The following is a 16,265-nucleotide window of genomic DNA, read 5'->3' as shown; positions in this document are numbered from 1 at the left end:
ATCTAGTGTCTTATTTTATATCTATTGGAATCTTTTTTGGATTACTACTAAGTGCTGTAATTCTTTTTAGAGCTTCCAAAAAAAATATTGCTTTTAGGATATACGGCTGGTCCTTACTTATACAATCAATTATAGCAGCAGATACTTTTCTATGCTATACAGGGCTTATGAAATATACTCCACATTTAAATGATAGTACAGAACCATTAGTCTTACTTCTGGCACCTTCAATTTACATATTTATATATGCTCTTCTGGAACGAAAATCAATCACTTTAAAAAAACATTGGATACATCTCTTACCATCTGTATTATATCTTATATCTCAGATTAAATATTACTTTCAACCTACATCGATCAAAATCAATGCATATTTGGGTGCATATTTCCCAAATATGGAAAGAGCAATCGTTCCTGAGAATACAGATTATAGTTACCAGATCATCAAAGATGAATTTCGATGGCTTATCCTCTTTAGCTTAATAGTGTATATTGTACTATCGATACGACTGGTGTTAAAGAATTTCTACAATGGTAACACAAAAAACGCAAGCAATATTAAAGTTAATAAATATGATTTCTCTCGAAATACCATTCTTGCTTTATTAGCTTTTTTTATTCTTATTTTTTTGGTGTATTTGAATTTTGATGATGATGGTGGAGATCATTATATATTTATATTTCATACTATAACAGTATGTATCACTGGTTTTGTATTACTATCAGAGTCTCGATTTTTCGAAAATTCATGGTTGGCGGATAAATACGAAACCTCAAAAATTAATAGTGACTCTTTTTCTATTCAAAAAATAGAGCAATATATCAGAAATGAGGAGTATTATTTATCAAAATCTGCATCTTTAAAGGATCTGGCAAAAGCTCTTGGATCTAATCCTAATTACATTTCTCAAATCATTAATGTAAGTACTAATTTAAATTTTAATGATTTTATAAATCAATACAGAATTGAAGAATCAAAAAAAAGACTTTTAGATGACTCTTATGATCATCTCACTATAGAGGCCATAGGAAATTCTGTCGGCTTCAAATCAAAAGCCACTTTCTATAACGCTTTTAAAAAATATGTACAGCTTTCTCCAAAGGCATTTATAACACTTCAAAAATCCAATGCATAAAATTTAAAACGTCTAGAATTATAATTCTAGACGTAATATCTCCTTTTTTAAATCTGATTATAAGCAAAATACGTCACTTTTGTTTTGATACGATTTACCCGATTAATAAAACTATCGAAGTTAAATCACCATTATACATAAATCTTTTATATCCATAAAAATGGCAGAAAACAGATATTATTATATAGATTATTTAAGAGTGATTGCAATACTAATGATGTTTATTTTTCATACTTCAATGATCTTCGTGAAAGATTGGGATTGGCATATTCAAAATACTGAGAGAAGTAATATGTTATTAGAAATTAATTATTGGATGTCATCATTTAGAATGCCGTTATTATTTTTTGTATCTGGATTTATTTCTAACATCTTATTAGAAAGAATGAATTGGAATACATTTTCTACTCAACGGTTTTATCGCCTAATAATTCCCACAATAATATGGACTTTTATACTAGTAGCTCCACAATTATATTTTCAACGAAAATTTGAAGGGATAGAGCAATCATACATTGAATTCTATAAAACGTTCTTAAAATTTGATTGGTATCCAGAAGGAAATTTTCATTGGTTACATTTATGGTTCATCCCATATTTATTTTGCTATAACCTACTATCTATACCTTTATTTTATGTATTAAAGAAGCATACTTGTTTCACAAAAAATCTGAAATCCTGTTTTAGTAAAATTACATCACTATTTATTTTTGTATTCATTGCAATACTTCCTTACTCCTATTTATCTCTTCATTATAATGCATCATACGACTTCGTAAATGATATTGGAAGACATTCCTTTTTCATATTTTTTATTATTGCAGGATTATTATTTTATAGATTTCCAAAAACTCTAGAATTGATCCAGACAAATAGGAAATTATTTTTAAGTCTTTCTTTTTTATCAATTATAACCATTAATATAATTCGTTGGAATCAATGGGAACCACACTTAATTTGGGAAAATTGGAATGAAAAACCCCAAACTTACCTATTTAATGCATTATTAAATTTTAATACCTGGATGTGGGTTTTTAGCTGTCTAGGATATGCCAGAAAGTATTTAAAAAAGGGGAGTAAACTATTAACCTACGCAAATAATGCTGTTTATCCTTTCTATATATTACATCAAACAGTAATAGTAATTATAGGATACTATGTTTTGGGAACAAAAGACGCTATTACTCTAAAGTTTTGTTTTCTATTATTAGTATGTTTTTGGGTATGCATACTTATTTATCACTTGTATATAAAGCCATATAACATAATGAGGTTTCTTTTCGGAATGAAAAAACTTAAATAAAAAAAGAAATTATTTAATCTGGAAATTCATAAAAGTCAATACTGTACTTCCCTCAGGAGAAGTAATCTTTGATATAAAATATATTATTCTATATTGAGTACTTCTTCTATCTGCGGAGCATACTTTTTAATAGTCATCTCCACTCCAGATTTAAGTGTCATCTGATTCACACTACATCCTACACAAGCACCTTCTAACTGAACCTTTACTGTTTTATCATCTTCGATAGCAACTAAAGAAATATTTCCTCCATCACTCTCCAAAAATGGTCTAATTTCATCCAGCGCCTTTTCTACATTAATTCTTAATTCTTCAGAAGTCATTTTTTATTTTTTTACGGCAGAACATCCTGCCATGGTTGTTATTTTAATTGCCTCTGTTGGAGGTAAGCTATCGTTTCTATCTACTACCTCTTGCACTACACTTTTGGTTAATTCCTCAAATGCTTTTTCTATTGGTGTAGCTGTCTGTAATGCTGCGGGTCTCCCTACATCTCCTGCTTCACGAATACTTTGTACTAACGGAATTTCTCCTAAGAAAGGAATATCCATATCCTCTGCCAGGTGTTTTGCCCCTTCTTTTCCAAAGATATAATATTTATTGTTAGGAAGCTCTTCTGGTGTAAAATATGCCATATTCTCTATAATTCCCAAGACTGGCACATTGATACTCTCTTGCTGGAACATAGCTACACCTTTACGAGCATCTGCCAAAGCAACATTCTGCGGAGTACTTACTACCACGGCTCCGGTTATAGGAAGAGATTGCATAATAGACAAATGAATATCTCCTGTTCCTGGTGGCAAATCGATCAACATGAAATCCAGTTCTCCCCAAGCTGCATCAAAAATCATCTGATTTAGTGCTTTTGCAGCCATTGGACCTCTCCAAACTACTGCTTGATTAGGTTGTGTAAAAAACCCTATAGATAAAATCTTTACTCCATAATTCTCTATGGGTTTCATCTTAGATTTACCTCCTTCTTTTACAGAGAGGGGTCGTTCTCTTTCTACATCAAACATAATAGGTGCAGAAGGGCCATAAATGTCTGCGTCTAACAATCCTACTTTAAAACCCATTTTTGCCAAAGTCACTGCCAGATTTGAAGTTACCGTAGATTTACCTACACCACCTTTACCAGAAGCCACTGCAATAATATTGGTAATTCCAGGAATAGATTTTCCTTTGATCTCATTACTTTGAGACTGCGTATTAGCGGTAGGTGCTTCGACTTTTATATTTACCGTTATTTTTGCCTTTTCATAAACTTTCTCATGAATTACTTTCATGACATCTACCTCAGCACGTTTACGAATATGTAGTGCAGGGGTAGTCAATACCAAATCTACAACTACTTCGTCGCCAAAAGTAATTACATTTTTAACCGAACCGCTCTCTACCATATTCTGACCTTCTCCTGCAACAGTTATAGTCTCTAATGCCTTTAATATATCTGATTTCTCTAACTTCATGAGTATTTTTCTTTTGCTGACTAATTCATCTATCTAGATTGATTCTAAGTGCAAAGATAGGTTGAAAAGTTAAGATTATAAAGCCTCCAAATTGAAATGATTTATAGTGGTATCGTATTTCACAATAAGATGATTTTTATAAAGTGGTATGATTAATGTGAATAGCGAATTAAAAAAACACGAAATAACCATTATGAAACCAATTACTCTTCTTCTACTAGCGTACTTTATGGTATCTAATCATGGATTTAGTCAAGGTAAATTAGAGAAAGTCGAAAAAAGTTTAAGTAAAAAAGAAGAGAGCAATAGAAGTTATAATAATTCTAGATCAAGATCAAGAACTTCAAATAATTATGACGACACTTATCTTTTTGGTGACTTACTTATAGAAATAGGAGCTATTATAACCTATGGAATTATCTTTGAAGCCCCTGGAGAAGCGGAATATGCTGCTAGTACTGCTTCTATTACCAAATACCCATATCTTCATTCAAAAAAAGGAAACTATTCTTATGATTGGGGAGAAGATGCCGCTTTATTTAGGACTACACTTTCTACCCGAACCGTTGTCGAAAATGCAAAATTGTATGGAAATCATCTCAATGCCGATTTTAGATTTTTTAAAAGAATTGGTTTTGAAGCAGATTATCTACAATTATGGGAAGACAATACTTTTTTTGGAGATAATTCATTAGCCGTATATACTTTTCTCGCAAAGTATTATCGAATTCGTACTGAAAGATTTGACATGTATTGGGGATTAGGTGCCACCTATGTTGATGGTGAAGTAGATGAATTAGGATTTACTTATGGTCTTGGGGCTGAGCTTTTCTTTGCAAAACCGTTAAGTTTGGAGGTTAATTTTAATCAAGCTTTTATCAATGATACTACCGTAAACAAATTTAATGCGTTACTCAACTATCACTATAAACGTTATACATTTTCTGGAGGGTATGAGCATCTTAAATTGGGTAGCGTAGATTTTTCTACCTTTTCTGCCGGAGTCGGGGTTTCTTTTTAAGTGATTTTAAAATTATAACTCGGTCATAGGATCCCAGAATAGTTTTTCAAAATCTATAATCTGATTATCGATTACTTCTACTCCTTCACTTTCTAATAATTGTTGCATTAGGTTTGTTCCATCAAAATGGTGTTTCCCGGTGAGTATACCCTTTCTGTTTACCACACGATGCGCAGGCACATCATCTCTTCCACCACATGCATTCATTGCCCAACCAACCATTCGTGCACTTCTTGCCGCACCAAGACATTTTGCAATTGCTCCATAAGAAGTTATTCTTCCATAAGGTATTAGTTTGGCCACTTCATATACTCTTTCAAAAAAATTATCGTTTTCTTTTACTCCCACGTGTATACAATTCTTGCTAAGGTTATAATTACTAAAATCAACATCAATATTCCCATAAAATAATTAGAATATTTAGTGATAGACGCTGTTTTCTTCTCAATCTTTAAAAAAGACAATACATAAAAATAAAGAGTTACAAAAGTTCCTGTTCCTGCCGCGACAGTAAATGCTATAATACGTAAAGTATCGTATTCCATTTTTCCACTAACGCTCATTCCAGCAGCAATAGCACAGAAATAAGGTATTGGTAATACATTAATCGCTGACATCATAACACCTTTGAAAAAACTTCTCTTTTCATTTTTACGATATACTCTGATTTTTGTTCTTCTTTGTTTTGCTTTTGCGAAAAAGTAAATCGCCATCAAAAAAAAGATTACTGCTCCTGTACGCAGTAAAATATTTCTAACAAAAGGGTTGAAAAAAATATATTTGGCCAAAAGAATAGCAATCAAGGCCTGAAACAAGACCACTACAGAAGCTCCAATTGCCACTAAAATACCATTGTTCTTTCCTCTTTCAAGGCATGTGCGTGCAACGGTCATATTTACCAATCCAGGAGGAATAACTCCAACCAGTGATGCAAAAAATGTAACTAAAAATAGTCTAGTAGTTTCCAAAATTATTATGCCAATTACGTGATCCTAAACTGGATGTAAGTTATAGGTTTATTTTGTTCTAAATATTGTTTTTCATAAAAAGTTTGAATTGAAGTTACAATCTTTGGTGCACCTTCATTATGGTAAACATTATGATTTGCGTACAGCACTTCATGCCCTTCTCCATGCAACAATCCTAAGGTGTATCCATGCATAAATTCACTATCTGTTTTCAGATGCATGAGCCCTGTTGGTTTTAATATTTTCTTATACCGTTGTAAAAAATCATGATTTGTTAATCGATGCTTTGTGCGTTTATATTTGATTTGTGGATCTGGAAAAGTAATCCAAATCTCATCAACCTCTCCTTCTGCAAAAATATGATCGATTAGTTCAATTTGTGTTCTAATAAAGCCCACATTATTCATTTCGTCTTCTATCGCAGTTTTAGCACCACGCCAAAAACGGGCTCCTTTAATATCAATACCAATAAAATTTTTATCTGGATATTGTTCTGCAAGTCCTACCGTATATTCTCCTTTACCACATCCTAACTCAAGAACAATAGGGTTTTGATTTTTAAAGAATTTCTCATTCCATTTCCCTTTATATCCAAGTGTATTATTAAGCACTTCATCTCGTGTAGGTTCTACTACATTATGAAAGGTTTTGTTCTCGTTAAATCGTTTTAATTTATTCTTACTTCCCACTAATTCTCTAATTTCTTTTCTTATTCGACTCTCGAATCCTTTTTGTGTTACATTAAACCTCTGATTTTTGGTATTAAGAAACACTAATCTCTTTAGTAAAAAGAGTTCGATATATAGTAACATATCAAAAAATACACCAATTCAAATATTTCTATCAACAAAATATGATTTGAATCTCTTCTTAAAAAGGAAAAATCAATATGTTCAATATAATTTTCATGATGTTGAGTTTCACTAAAGATAATTTTTTGGTAAAATTAAGGAAATATACGCATAAGGAAATAGGATTACTTTTATTATTAAGAATTAAATGGTCAGTCGTTATAACCAATTAAAAACTAGAACATTTGAAAAAAAAAGTACTTGTAGCTCCTCTAAATTGGGGACTAGGTCATGCAACACGTTGTATCCCTATTATCAATGCGTTAATAGAAGAAGGTCTGGAGCCTGTTATTGCCTCTGATGGTATTGCTTTATCATTATTAAAAAAGGAATTTCCAAAGCTACAAACAAAACTCCTTCCTTCCTACAATATAGAATATTCTAAAAAGGGAAGTAATTTTAAGTTGAAAATGTTACTTAACAGTCCTAAAATTGCTCATGCTATAAGTGCCGAAAAAAAAGTCATTAAAAAGCTTATGCAGGAAGAGGATTTTTGCGGTATTATTTCTGACAACAGAATGGGAGTACGACACAAAAGTATTCCTTCAGTTTTTATAACTCATCAACTTACCGTACTAAGCGGAAAAACAACATCAATAAGCACAAAACTTCACAATAAGTACATTAAAAAATTCGATGTGTGCTGGGTTCCTGATATGGCTGATGATCCAAATCTTAGTGGTGAATTAGGTCACCCAAAAAAGAATACTATTCCTGTTACGTATCTTGGTCCTTTAAGTAGGTTTGAATATCAGGTTGTACCCAAGAAATATGATATTATGGTATTACTTTCTGGCCCAGAACCTCAACGCACTTTATTAGAACAAAAGTTATTTCAGGAATTTGAACAAAGTGATAAAAGAATTGTATTTGTACGTGGACTTATTGAAGATATACAACAGACGTATATAAAGAATAATATCACAATACATAATTACCTTACAGGGAAAGATCTGGAAGATACTATAAACAGCAGTAATTTGATCATTTCGAGATCAGGGTATACTACAGTAATGGATCTTGCCAAATTGAAGAAAAAAGCATTTTTTATCCCTACGCCAGGTCAGTTTGAACAAGAATACTTAGCAGAGCGTTTAACAATTAATAAATTAGTTCCTAGTTGTACTCAGAATGATTTTACATTAACTAAGTTAAGAGATTTGAATGCGTATCGAGGATTAAGTAGTTTTAGTACTGACATCGACTACGGGGAACTTTTTCACTTTTTCCAAAGTAAATGAAAATTCGCTTCCTACTCGATAATCGCTTTCTACATAAATTCGTTCGTGGTGCGCTTCGATAATATGCTTTACGATAGCTAACCCAAGACCAGAGCCTCCTTCTTTACGCGAGCCACTTTTATTTACTCGATAAAAGCGTTCAAATAATCTTGGGATATGGGCTTGTGCGATCCCTTCTCCATTATCTGTAACTCTAACAATAGTTTTATTACGGATCAAATCTTCGATACTTACCTCGGTCGTACCATCTTCTTTTCCATACTTTATGGAGTTTACAATAAGATTAGAAAGAACTTGTTGTATACGTTCTTTATCGGCATGAACCAGAATAGGGTTACTATAATTCATATCAAATGTAAGTGCAATATTCTTTTTTGCAGCTTTCATTTCATACAGATCAAATACACTTTGTACCAATTCTACAATATCAAAATTAGTATAGCTAAGATTAAGATCACCTGCTTCTAATTTGGTGATCATATCCAGATCGTTCACTATATAAATTAAACGCTCTACTCCCTTACTAGCACGATTTAAGTATTTATCAAGAATTGCAGGATCATCCATAGCTCCATCCAAAAGGGTTAATATATACCCCTGAACAGTAAATAATGGTGTTTTTAACTCATGCGAAACATTCCCCATAAATTCTTTACGATACGCTTCTCTGATTTTTAACTTTTCAATCTCTGTTTTACGCTGTTGTGCAAATTTTTCAACTTCTTTAATAAGAGTTCTCATATCTGTTGTAACAGGAGTATCACTAATAACATCATCTACTTCCAACATTTCGATATCATCATATATTTTACGAACTCTTCTATAAATAAACTTCTCAACACGATATTGAATGATTAGAAAGCAAATTGCATAGCATACCATTACAAAACCTAATATAAATAATAGGTTAAACTGGGATTGCGCATACAAAAAAACGCTCATTACGAGCGTTAATAATATAGTAATGTATAAAGACGAAAGGTATGCAAACCTATACGACTTCTTAAAATTCTCTGCCATTTAAACTACGAACTTATATCCTACTCCTTTAATCGTTTTAAAACTATCATCGCCGATCTTTTCTCTTAATTTTCTAATGTGAACATCTATAGTACGACCTCCTACGATCACCTCATTACCCCATACCTTATCAAGAATATCTTCTCGTTTAAATACCTTTCCAGGCTTAGAGGCTAATAAAGATAATAATTCAAATTCTTTTCTAGGTAAAACAATCTCTTTTTTATCTTTTACAATCTTATACTCATCTCTATTAATAACGAGATTACCTATCTTAACCACATTATCAGAAGATTCGTCTTCTTTAAGTCTACGTAATAAGGCTTTTACTTTACTCACTAAGACTTTTGGACGAATCGGTTTTGTAATATAATCATCTGCTCCTGCATCAAATCCTGCTACCTGAGAATAATCTTCTCCCCTTGCAGTAAGAAAAGTGATGATTGTATTTTGTAAATCTGGTAGTTTGCGAATATGCTCACAAGCTTCAATACCATCCATTTCTGGCATCATCACATCCAAAATAATTAATTGTGGTTTTTTCTTTTTAGCAACTTTTACAGCTTCAACTCCGTTTTCTGCAGTAACAACACTATATCCTTCTGCAGTAAGATTATACCCAACAATTTCTAAAATATCCGGCTCATCATCTACTAACAGAATTGTAATATCTTTTTTATTCATTTTTTATAGAATTATATCACTTGATTGAGGTAAATATACTATGTTACAATGAAAGTTTTCACAACTATTACACTAGGAAACAATAAACTAACGTAAAAATTTCATAAGGATAACATTTACTTAACGTCACAATTATCCTAAAATAATTAATCCTGATGATCTCTATAGGTGGTTAATAGATTCATCGTGGCTGTAATCAAGTCTTTTGTCTCCATTAACAAACCAAAATACAATGTAGTATTTTTAGGACTGCTTTCTTCGGTTCTTGTTCTCGCAACTTGTTTATTGATTTTATCATTAACAATCGTAAACAACTCTTGTTTTTCATTTATAATACCATTAAGTGTATTAAACTCTCTGCTATCAAAAACAGTTTTGATATTACTGAAGAAGTCATTAAGATGATCTTCTATTTCTTTTAGGTCTTTAATTTGGTTAAACCTAAGTTTCTTATGATTATTATTTACATGTTTATGACTTACCTTGGCCACATACTCCAGAGATTGAGTAATATCCTCTAGATATCCCAAAATCGAAATATAAAAATTACTGGCTCCTACACTGGATTCATCAAGGTTTTTGATAAAATAAAAGATACTATCTCTTAATTCTTCGACCTCAGTTTCTAATTTTGCAATTCCTTTTCTACTTTTCTTTAATGCAGCTAAATCATATTTTGCCAAACTATCAATAGTCTGTCCATAGATCTTATTTCCTCTATTTACAAAAGACTTAATATTATCTGCACTCTCTTCTATAACTCCTTGTATAGAACTACTTTCAGATTTTTTAAGTCTATCTTCAGCTCTTTCTGCTCTGGTTTTATTACGATATTTAATCGTATTTCTAACCAAAAGAAATACTGCCAAAGAAAGCAATACAGCTAACATTGCAGGTAGATGAATATTCAATAAAAAAGCAATTGTAGCCGCAGCAATAAATGCACTTATTGCCGTAAAGAACCATCCACCGATCACATTTAATACTCCAGCCACACGATATACAGCACTCTCTGTTCCCCAAGCTCTATCTGCTAATGAAGTACCCATTGCAACCATAAAAGTTACATATGTTGTAGAAAGAGGTAATTTCATAGAAGTTGCAATAGAAATTAACACCCCAGCTACCATAAGGTTTACTGCTGCTCTTACCATATCAAAAGCAGGAAGGTCCTCCTTTTTGGCTGTTAAGGTATTTGTAGAATCAATAGATTCTTGATCGAATTGTCTTTCTGTAACTCCTTTAAATGATTTTGGGGTAATAGAAGTAATTACATCCGAAATAAACACCGTTCCTCTAACAATGCCTCTGGATAAAAAATTTGGACGAAACTTCTCATCTCCTTCGCCTTGTCTTGATAAATCAATAGAAGTCTTAACAACATTCCTTGCCTTAGAAGAAAACCATAAAGTTAAGACCATTATAATACCTGCAGCCAATAACAATAAGGTAGGAGTTTCTGCTTTCCCTCCCAAAACTGCCATCGAGAATTCACCTGGTAACTGTCCGGATGCGCTCCATGCTTCATAAGCTTTCAAAGCAGCGATAGGGACACCTATAAAGTTTACAAGGTCATTTCCAGCAAAAGCCAATGCTAATGCAAAAGTTCCTACCACAATAATCAACTTATAGATATTAGTTTTAAATAATACTATTATTAAATATGAAATTATGGATAGCAATACAAAACCCGCTGACACAATTAGCGGAACATTAGTTTCTAAGAAACCTCTCAATGTTAATGCTATGGTTCCTGCTTCAGTATCAATTTTAAATAAATCTTTTTTGGCCGCTACTAATTCTTTAACGGTCTCATATGAACTATTAAAATATGCATTTGCCCAATCCAGCAATCCTTCTGCTCCTCCATTATATATAATGTCAACAATAGACTTAGCATAATTTGTTCCCTTAATACCTTTTATAAATATAAAATAGAGTATTGCTGTAAGGGCAATTCCTCCAAATAATGCTCCAACCCATTTCGCCTTCTTTTCGAAATTAAAAGACAATAACAAACGAGATATATATTGAACAATCGCTCCAACAGAAAACGCAACCACAACAGATAATAAAATCCCGGTTATAATTTCGCCTGCTTTCTTTGTATTAATATAGTTACCCAAATCTGCAATAGAAAGTGATGAATCGGCAGAAATTTTAAGTAACGCTACACACACTGCCGCTCCTAATAATTCAAAAACGATAGATACCGTGGTCGATGTAGGCATTCCTAAGGTATTAAAAAAGTCAAGGAGCAATATATCAGTAATCATAACCGCCATAAAGATGATCATGATCTCATCAAAATAAAACTCTCCAGGGACAAAAATACCTTTACGAGCTACTTCCATTAGTCCACTAGAAAAAATAGCTCCTGCAGCTATACCTATACTTGCTACAATCATAATTGTTCTAAAAGAAATTGCTTTAGAACCTATTGCAGAATTTAAAAAATTAACAGCATCATTACTTACACCAACTATAAGGTCGGCTACAGCTAAAGCCGCTAATGCAACAATCATCAATATGTAAATATCACTCATATACTTTGCATGTACTTATTGACCACAAAAATGTTATTAAAATTCAAGTCATATGTTATTGAAATGTTATCTTTTCAAAGCCTTTTCACCTCTATTTATGTGGTATTACAACTTTCAAATGTATAAATTAATATCGATTAATTACTGTTATTTACACCTATATAAAAATAGAGTACCTAAAACTAAAAAGGACTCCAAATCAATCAGTAAAACACTTATAAACAAATACTTAACACCATTACTAAAGGACTAAAAATGTACAATGCAATAGTTATAACCTGCTCTTAACTTCTAAGCTAAGCTATCATTAAGTACAAAATCCAAAAATTTAAAACTCAATGTTACCAAAAAATAAATTATATAAAATATTCATTATTAGTTACTTACAAGCTTATTGTTAATTTAATGTTATGTAAAAGTTGTTTAAAAGTAAAATTAATGTTATGTTTGTAATATAAATATTAAGAACCCCCAAACAAAAAGTTAATATATGAGAAATTTAGTAATAGCAATTGCATTGATGTTTTCCGCAACTATTTTTGCTCAGGAAGTAAAACCTACATTTGAAAAGCAGGGAGATCTTATTAAAGGTACATTCTTTTATCAGGATGGTTCAGTAAGACAACAAGGTTTTTATAATAAAGAAGGTAAGCTTCATGGAGAATGGAAATCATATGATGCTACAGGAAAGAAAATTGCCATGGGGCAATATAGTCAAGGAGTGAAAACCGGAAAATGGTTTTTCTGGAGTGCTGATAAATTATCAGAAGTAAATTATAGTGATAATCAAATTGCAGATGTAACTACTTGGTCTAATAAAGATAATGTAGTTGTTAATTATAACAATTAAAAATTGTCTAAAAAATGTAAAAAAACGCCTCATTAAGTGAGGCGTTTTTTTATGACATAAAATGAAAAAAAATGACTCTCATTTTTCCTTTACTTGACTTTTCTACAAAAAGGGTTTTTAATATTTTTTTCACATTACAAATCGTAAAAACATTTCCTTAACAATACTAGGCACTACGCTAAGCATCATTTCAAGTATTTATTTTCAAGCAATTTAAAATCCCACTAACACATTCTTAATGTTAAGAAAACACGTCTCATGTGCATCTGCATAACAATTATCTAACATTAAAATGATACATAATTAATTTTTGAATAACACACATTTAACACTTCCTATCGTTCTTTGCCGGGAATTTCAGAACAAGTTAAATGAAAAAAATTGTTACGCTCCTTGCGCTATTTTTTGTAGGAATACTCTTCGCGCAAGAAACCGGTTCTATAACTGGTACATTGTTAGACAAAGAATCTAACAACCAACCTTTACCTTTTGCTAATGTATTGATAAAAGGAACAACAAAAGGAACGACTACAGATTTTGATGGCCTATACACTATTGACAATCTAGAACCTGGTACATATACCGTAGAATTTAGTTTTGTTGGATACGAAACATTAGACATTAAGGAGGTTGTAGTAAAAGCTAATGAAGCAACAACAGTAAATGCCTCTATTGGGGCGAGTGCTGCTGCACTTGATGAAGTAATTATTAAAACAACTACTAAAAAAGAATCTGAAGCTGCTATCTTATTAGAACAAAAAAATGCAGTTACGATTCAGCAAAAGATAGGCGCACAAGAACTTTCTAAAAAAGGAGTAAGCGATGTCGCTACTGGATTAACTAAGGCTACTGGTATCTCCAGACAAAGTGACAAATTATATGTACGTGGTTTAGGTGATCGATACAATAATGCATATTTAAATGGATTACCAATTCCTTCATTAAATCCAAAATTAAAACTTATTGATCTAGGAATATTCCCAACAGGTATTGTAGAAAATCTAGGAATCTATAAAACCTATTCTCCTAACATCTACGGAGATTTTGCAGGAGCCAGTGTAAACATAGACACCAAAGATCGTCCTGGCAAAGGCTTTTTAGAAGTCGGATTTACTTCGGGAGTTAACACTAATGCAGTTGGTAATGATTTTTTCTTGCTTGATGGCGGACAATACGATGAGTGGGGATTAGATGATGGATCAAGAAGAGTTCCTATATTTTTGGATATTCCTAATTACAACTATGTAAGTACTCAAATCGATTATTTCCCATTTGACACTTCTTTTAATCCTAGAAAAAGATTTAATGCTCCTGATGGTGGTGCTAACATTACTGGAGGAAAAAGCTTTACTATTAATGATGAGCAAAAACTTGATGTATTAGTTACCGCATCATTTAGTCAAGATCACAAAACAGCACTTAACGGAACAGAAGCTTCTTTTAACTCTCAAGGAGGAATTATTACAAATTTTGACAATACTGATCGATATCAATACAGCACAAACACTACGGTGTTAGGAAGTTTAGGATACCGTTGGAACGCTAATAATAAAATATTAGCAACTACCTTATTTGTAAATGACACTCAAGATGAATTAAGAGAATTTATAGGGATCGGAAGTGAAGCTACAGATGTAACAATATTTGCCAGAAGAGGAACATATGAGCAAAATACTTTGTTTACACAACAATTAACTGGTGAGCATAAGTTTGCTGAGGACAAGTATAAATTAGTTTGGGGTGGTGCTTATAATAAAGCACAAGGATTGATTCCCGATCGACGTACATTATTTTTTACAGAATTATCTCCCGGTTTTTTGGTACTAGGAAACCGTACCAGTCCCGATTTTGCCAATAACCAACGTTTTTATCAAGAATTAGACGAAAATGATTATTCTGGAAAACTGGATTTTGATATCAACTTCGGAAAAGATGAGGATGACAACTTCAAAAACAAATTGACGGTTGGATTAGCAGCCAGATCAAAGGATAGAGATTTTGAAGCTAACCAGGTAAATTATAATGTAAATAACTTTAGAACTACAAATGTAGATTTTAACAATCCTGATGCATTATTAAATGAAACTAATTTTCTTAATGGATCATACATTGTTTTGGAAAATCTTAATCCAACTCGAATTTATGAAGCCGATTTATTGACTTTGGCCGGTTTTGCTAATCTTCAATATGAGTTATCCTCTAAGTTGACTTTTAATGGGGGAATAAGAACAGAGTTATTCGAACAAAACGTATTCTACAGAGAGCAACAAGACTTAGAAACTTCTCCTTTTAGAAAACAAACAATTGACGAAACTTTTATTTTACCTAGTATTAGTTTCAAATATGAAATCAACGAACAATCTAATCTGCGCTTTGCAGCTAGTAAAACAGTAACACTACCTAAGTTCACAGAAGTAGCTCCTTTCTTAGATGAAGACGTTACTGAAGTAACTTTAGGGAATCCTATTCTCGAAAATTCTGACAACTACAATGCAGATATCAAATGGGAACATTTCCCCGAACAATCAGGAGAACTAGTTGCTGCCACATTATTTGGTAAATATATAGAAAACCCTATTGAGAAAGTATTTGTAGCCTCTGCAGCAAACCAAAATACATTTATAAACTCTGATAACGCTATCATTTTTGGTGCGGAACTAGAATACAAAAAGAATCTTGGTAATCTATTTAAAGTAGAAGAAACGGTTTGGAACGATTTAAATTTTGGAATTAATGCCACTTTAATGTATTCCAAAGTTAAAATCGACAACAGTGTTACAACATTTAATGGTTCTAATATTGCTCCAACAAACTTAGATAGACAATTACAGGGAGCATCACCATACTTGATCAATACAGATGTGTCATATTCTAAAACTTTTAATACTCACAAAATAACTTCGGGCTTAGATTTCAACATCTTTGGAGATCGTGTGTACTCTGCTGGGGGTAACGGCGTAGGAGATATTTTTGAAAAAGGATTTGGCTTGCTAAACTTTAATTTTAAAGATGAAATTGGCGATCATATCGTATTAAGTTTCAAGGCAAGAAATTTATTAAACCCATCTATAGAAAGATATCAAGATCAGGAAAACATCGGTCAGGAATTTACTACCTATAAGTTTGATAATGGAATCAATGTAAGCCTTGGCGTAACATTTAAATTATAAGAA

General features: G+C 32.1%; 14 protein-coding genes. 6 read left to right on the top strand and 8 right to left on the bottom strand.

Annotated features, from left to right (window positions below):
• The first annotated feature begins 5 nt into the window (after window positions 1-5).
• Both PQF96_RS08160 and PQF96_RS08155 read left to right on the top strand, forming a co-directional pair.
• Window positions 6-1,136, top strand: a complete 1,131-nt coding sequence (locus tag PQF96_RS08160; protein ID WP_271765706.1) for a helix-turn-helix domain-containing protein — start codon at window positions 6-8, stop codon at window positions 1,134-1,136.
• 160 nt (window positions 1,137-1,296) lie between these two features.
• Entirely contained in the window at window positions 1,297-2,439 is a 1,143-nt protein-coding gene (locus PQF96_RS08155) for an acyltransferase family protein (protein ID WP_271765705.1), read from the top strand.
• Window positions 2,440-2,522: 83 nt separating this feature from the next.
• On the opposite strand, the gene PQF96_RS08150 is transcribed toward PQF96_RS08155, so the two are convergent.
• Together PQF96_RS08150 and PQF96_RS08145 are read right to left on the bottom strand one after the other, a co-directional pair.
• Complete coding sequence (locus tag PQF96_RS08150; RefSeq protein ID WP_109434349.1) at window positions 2,523-2,762, bottom strand: NifU family protein; 240 nt, start codon at window positions 2,760-2,762, stop codon at window positions 2,523-2,525.
• Window positions 2,763-2,765: 3 nt separating this feature from the next.
• The gene (locus PQF96_RS08145; protein WP_271765704.1) at window positions 2,766-3,911 is read right to left on the bottom strand and encodes an Mrp/NBP35 family ATP-binding protein; all 1,146 of its coding nucleotides are present in this window, start codon (window positions 3,909-3,911) and stop codon (window positions 2,766-2,768) included.
• Window positions 3,912-4,104: 193 nt separating this feature from the next.
• On the opposite strand from PQF96_RS08145, the gene PQF96_RS08140 reads away from it, so the two are divergent.
• Window positions 4,105-4,932 carry a hypothetical protein gene (locus tag PQF96_RS08140; protein WP_271765703.1) on the top strand — a complete coding sequence of 276 codons (828 nt, stop codon included), beginning with the start codon at window positions 4,105-4,107 and terminating at the stop codon, window positions 4,930-4,932.
• Window positions 4,933-4,944: 12 nt separating this feature from the next.
• Here the strand turns inward: PQF96_RS08140 and PQF96_RS08135 are convergent, their stop codons facing one another.
• The 3 genes from PQF96_RS08135 to trmB are packed head-to-tail and all read right to left on the bottom strand — an operon-like array spanning window position 4,945 to window position 6,589.
• Window positions 4,945-5,280: an MGMT family protein gene (locus PQF96_RS08135; protein ID WP_109434352.1), complete on the bottom strand. Its 336-nt coding sequence runs from the start codon at window positions 5,278-5,280 to the stop codon at window positions 4,945-4,947.
• Window positions 5,271-5,900 carry a LysE family translocator gene (locus PQF96_RS08130; protein ID WP_109434353.1) on the bottom strand — a complete coding sequence of 210 codons (630 nt, stop codon included), beginning with the start codon at window positions 5,898-5,900 and terminating at the stop codon, window positions 5,271-5,273. Before PQF96_RS08130 ends, PQF96_RS08135 begins: the two co-directional genes overlap by 10 nt.
• Window positions 5,901-5,914: 14 nt before the next feature.
• Window positions 5,915-6,589 carry a tRNA (guanosine(46)-N7)-methyltransferase TrmB gene (trmB, locus tag PQF96_RS08125; protein ID WP_109434477.1) on the bottom strand — a complete coding sequence of 225 codons (675 nt, stop codon included), beginning with the start codon at window positions 6,587-6,589 and terminating at the stop codon, window positions 5,915-5,917.
• 347 nt (window positions 6,590-6,936) lie between these two features.
• On the opposite strand from trmB, the gene PQF96_RS08120 reads away from it, so the two are divergent.
• Window positions 6,937-7,992, top strand: coding sequence for a UDP-N-acetylglucosamine--N-acetylmuramyl-(pentapeptide) pyrophosphoryl-undecaprenol N-acetylglucosamine transferase (locus PQF96_RS08120; RefSeq protein WP_143917560.1), 1,056 nt, complete (start codon window positions 6,937-6,939; stop codon window positions 7,990-7,992).
• On the opposite strand, the gene PQF96_RS08115 is transcribed toward PQF96_RS08120, so the two are convergent.
• The 3 genes from PQF96_RS08115 to PQF96_RS08105 all read right to left on the bottom strand — a co-directional run bounded on the left by PQF96_RS08115 (window position 7,930) and on the right by PQF96_RS08105 (window position 12,242).
• Window positions 7,930-9,012 carry a sensor histidine kinase gene (locus PQF96_RS08115; protein ID WP_109434355.1) on the bottom strand — a complete coding sequence of 361 codons (1,083 nt, stop codon included), beginning with the start codon at window positions 9,010-9,012 and terminating at the stop codon, window positions 7,930-7,932. The genes PQF96_RS08120 and PQF96_RS08115 overlap by 63 nt on opposite strands.
• The gene (locus tag PQF96_RS08110; RefSeq protein ID WP_109434356.1) at window positions 9,013-9,696 is read right to left on the bottom strand and encodes a response regulator transcription factor; all 684 of its coding nucleotides are present in this window, start codon (window positions 9,694-9,696) and stop codon (window positions 9,013-9,015) included.
• Between the two features lie 146 nt (window positions 9,697-9,842).
• Window positions 9,843-12,242, bottom strand: coding sequence for an inorganic phosphate transporter (locus tag PQF96_RS08105; RefSeq protein ID WP_109434357.1), 2,400 nt, complete (start codon window positions 12,240-12,242; stop codon window positions 9,843-9,845).
• A gap of 490 nt (window positions 12,243-12,732) precedes the next feature.
• On the opposite strand from PQF96_RS08105, the gene PQF96_RS08100 reads away from it, so the two are divergent.
• Together PQF96_RS08100 and PQF96_RS08095 are read left to right on the top strand one after the other, a co-directional pair.
• A complete protein-coding gene (locus PQF96_RS08100) occupies window positions 12,733-13,092 on the top strand; it encodes a toxin-antitoxin system YwqK family antitoxin (protein WP_109434358.1) in 360 nt (119 codons plus the stop codon).
• A 371-nt stretch (window positions 13,093-13,463) separates the two neighbouring features.
• Window positions 13,464-16,262 carry a TonB-dependent receptor gene (locus PQF96_RS08095; protein WP_271765702.1) on the top strand — a complete coding sequence of 933 codons (2,799 nt, stop codon included), beginning with the start codon at window positions 13,464-13,466 and terminating at the stop codon, window positions 16,260-16,262.
• Window positions 16,263-16,265: the final 3 nt, after the last annotated feature.

The sequence above is a fragment of the Aquimarina algiphila genome (assembly GCF_947494415.1).
GTDB classification, from domain to species: domain Bacteria; phylum Bacteroidota; class Bacteroidia; order Flavobacteriales; family Flavobacteriaceae; genus Aquimarina; species Aquimarina algiphila.
This window is presented reverse-complemented; position numbering and strand designations above follow the sequence as displayed.

What these genes read in the sequence shown, in the direction of transcription:
- PQF96_RS08155 (WP_271765705.1), top strand. Translation starts at nt 1,297, where the DNA reads ATGGCAGAAAACAGATATTATTATATAGATTATTTAAGAGTGATTGCA.
- PQF96_RS08150 (WP_109434349.1), bottom strand. Translation starts at nt 2,762, where the DNA reads ATGACTTCTGAAGAATTAAGAATTAATGTAGAAAAGGCGCTGGATGAA.
- PQF96_RS08145 (WP_271765704.1), bottom strand. Translation starts at nt 3,911, where the DNA reads ATGAAGTTAGAGAAATCAGATATATTAAAGGCATTAGAGACTATAACT.
- PQF96_RS08140 (WP_271765703.1), top strand. Translation starts at nt 4,105, where the DNA reads ATGAAACCAATTACTCTTCTTCTACTAGCGTACTTTATGGTATCTAAT.
- PQF96_RS08115 (WP_109434355.1), bottom strand. Translation starts at nt 9,012, where the DNA reads ATGGCAGAGAATTTTAAGAAGTCGTATAGGTTTGCATACCTTTCGTCT.
- PQF96_RS08110 (WP_109434356.1), bottom strand. Translation starts at nt 9,696, where the DNA reads ATGAATAAAAAAGATATTACAATTCTGTTAGTAGATGATGAGCCGGAT.
- PQF96_RS08105 (WP_109434357.1), bottom strand. Translation starts at nt 12,242, where the DNA reads ATGAGTGATATTTACATATTGATGATTGTTGCATTAGCGGCTTTAGCT.
- PQF96_RS08100 (WP_109434358.1), top strand. Translation starts at nt 12,733, where the DNA reads ATGAGAAATTTAGTAATAGCAATTGCATTGATGTTTTCCGCAACTATT.
- PQF96_RS08095 (WP_271765702.1), top strand. Translation starts at nt 13,464, where the DNA reads ATGAAAAAAATTGTTACGCTCCTTGCGCTATTTTTTGTAGGAATACTC.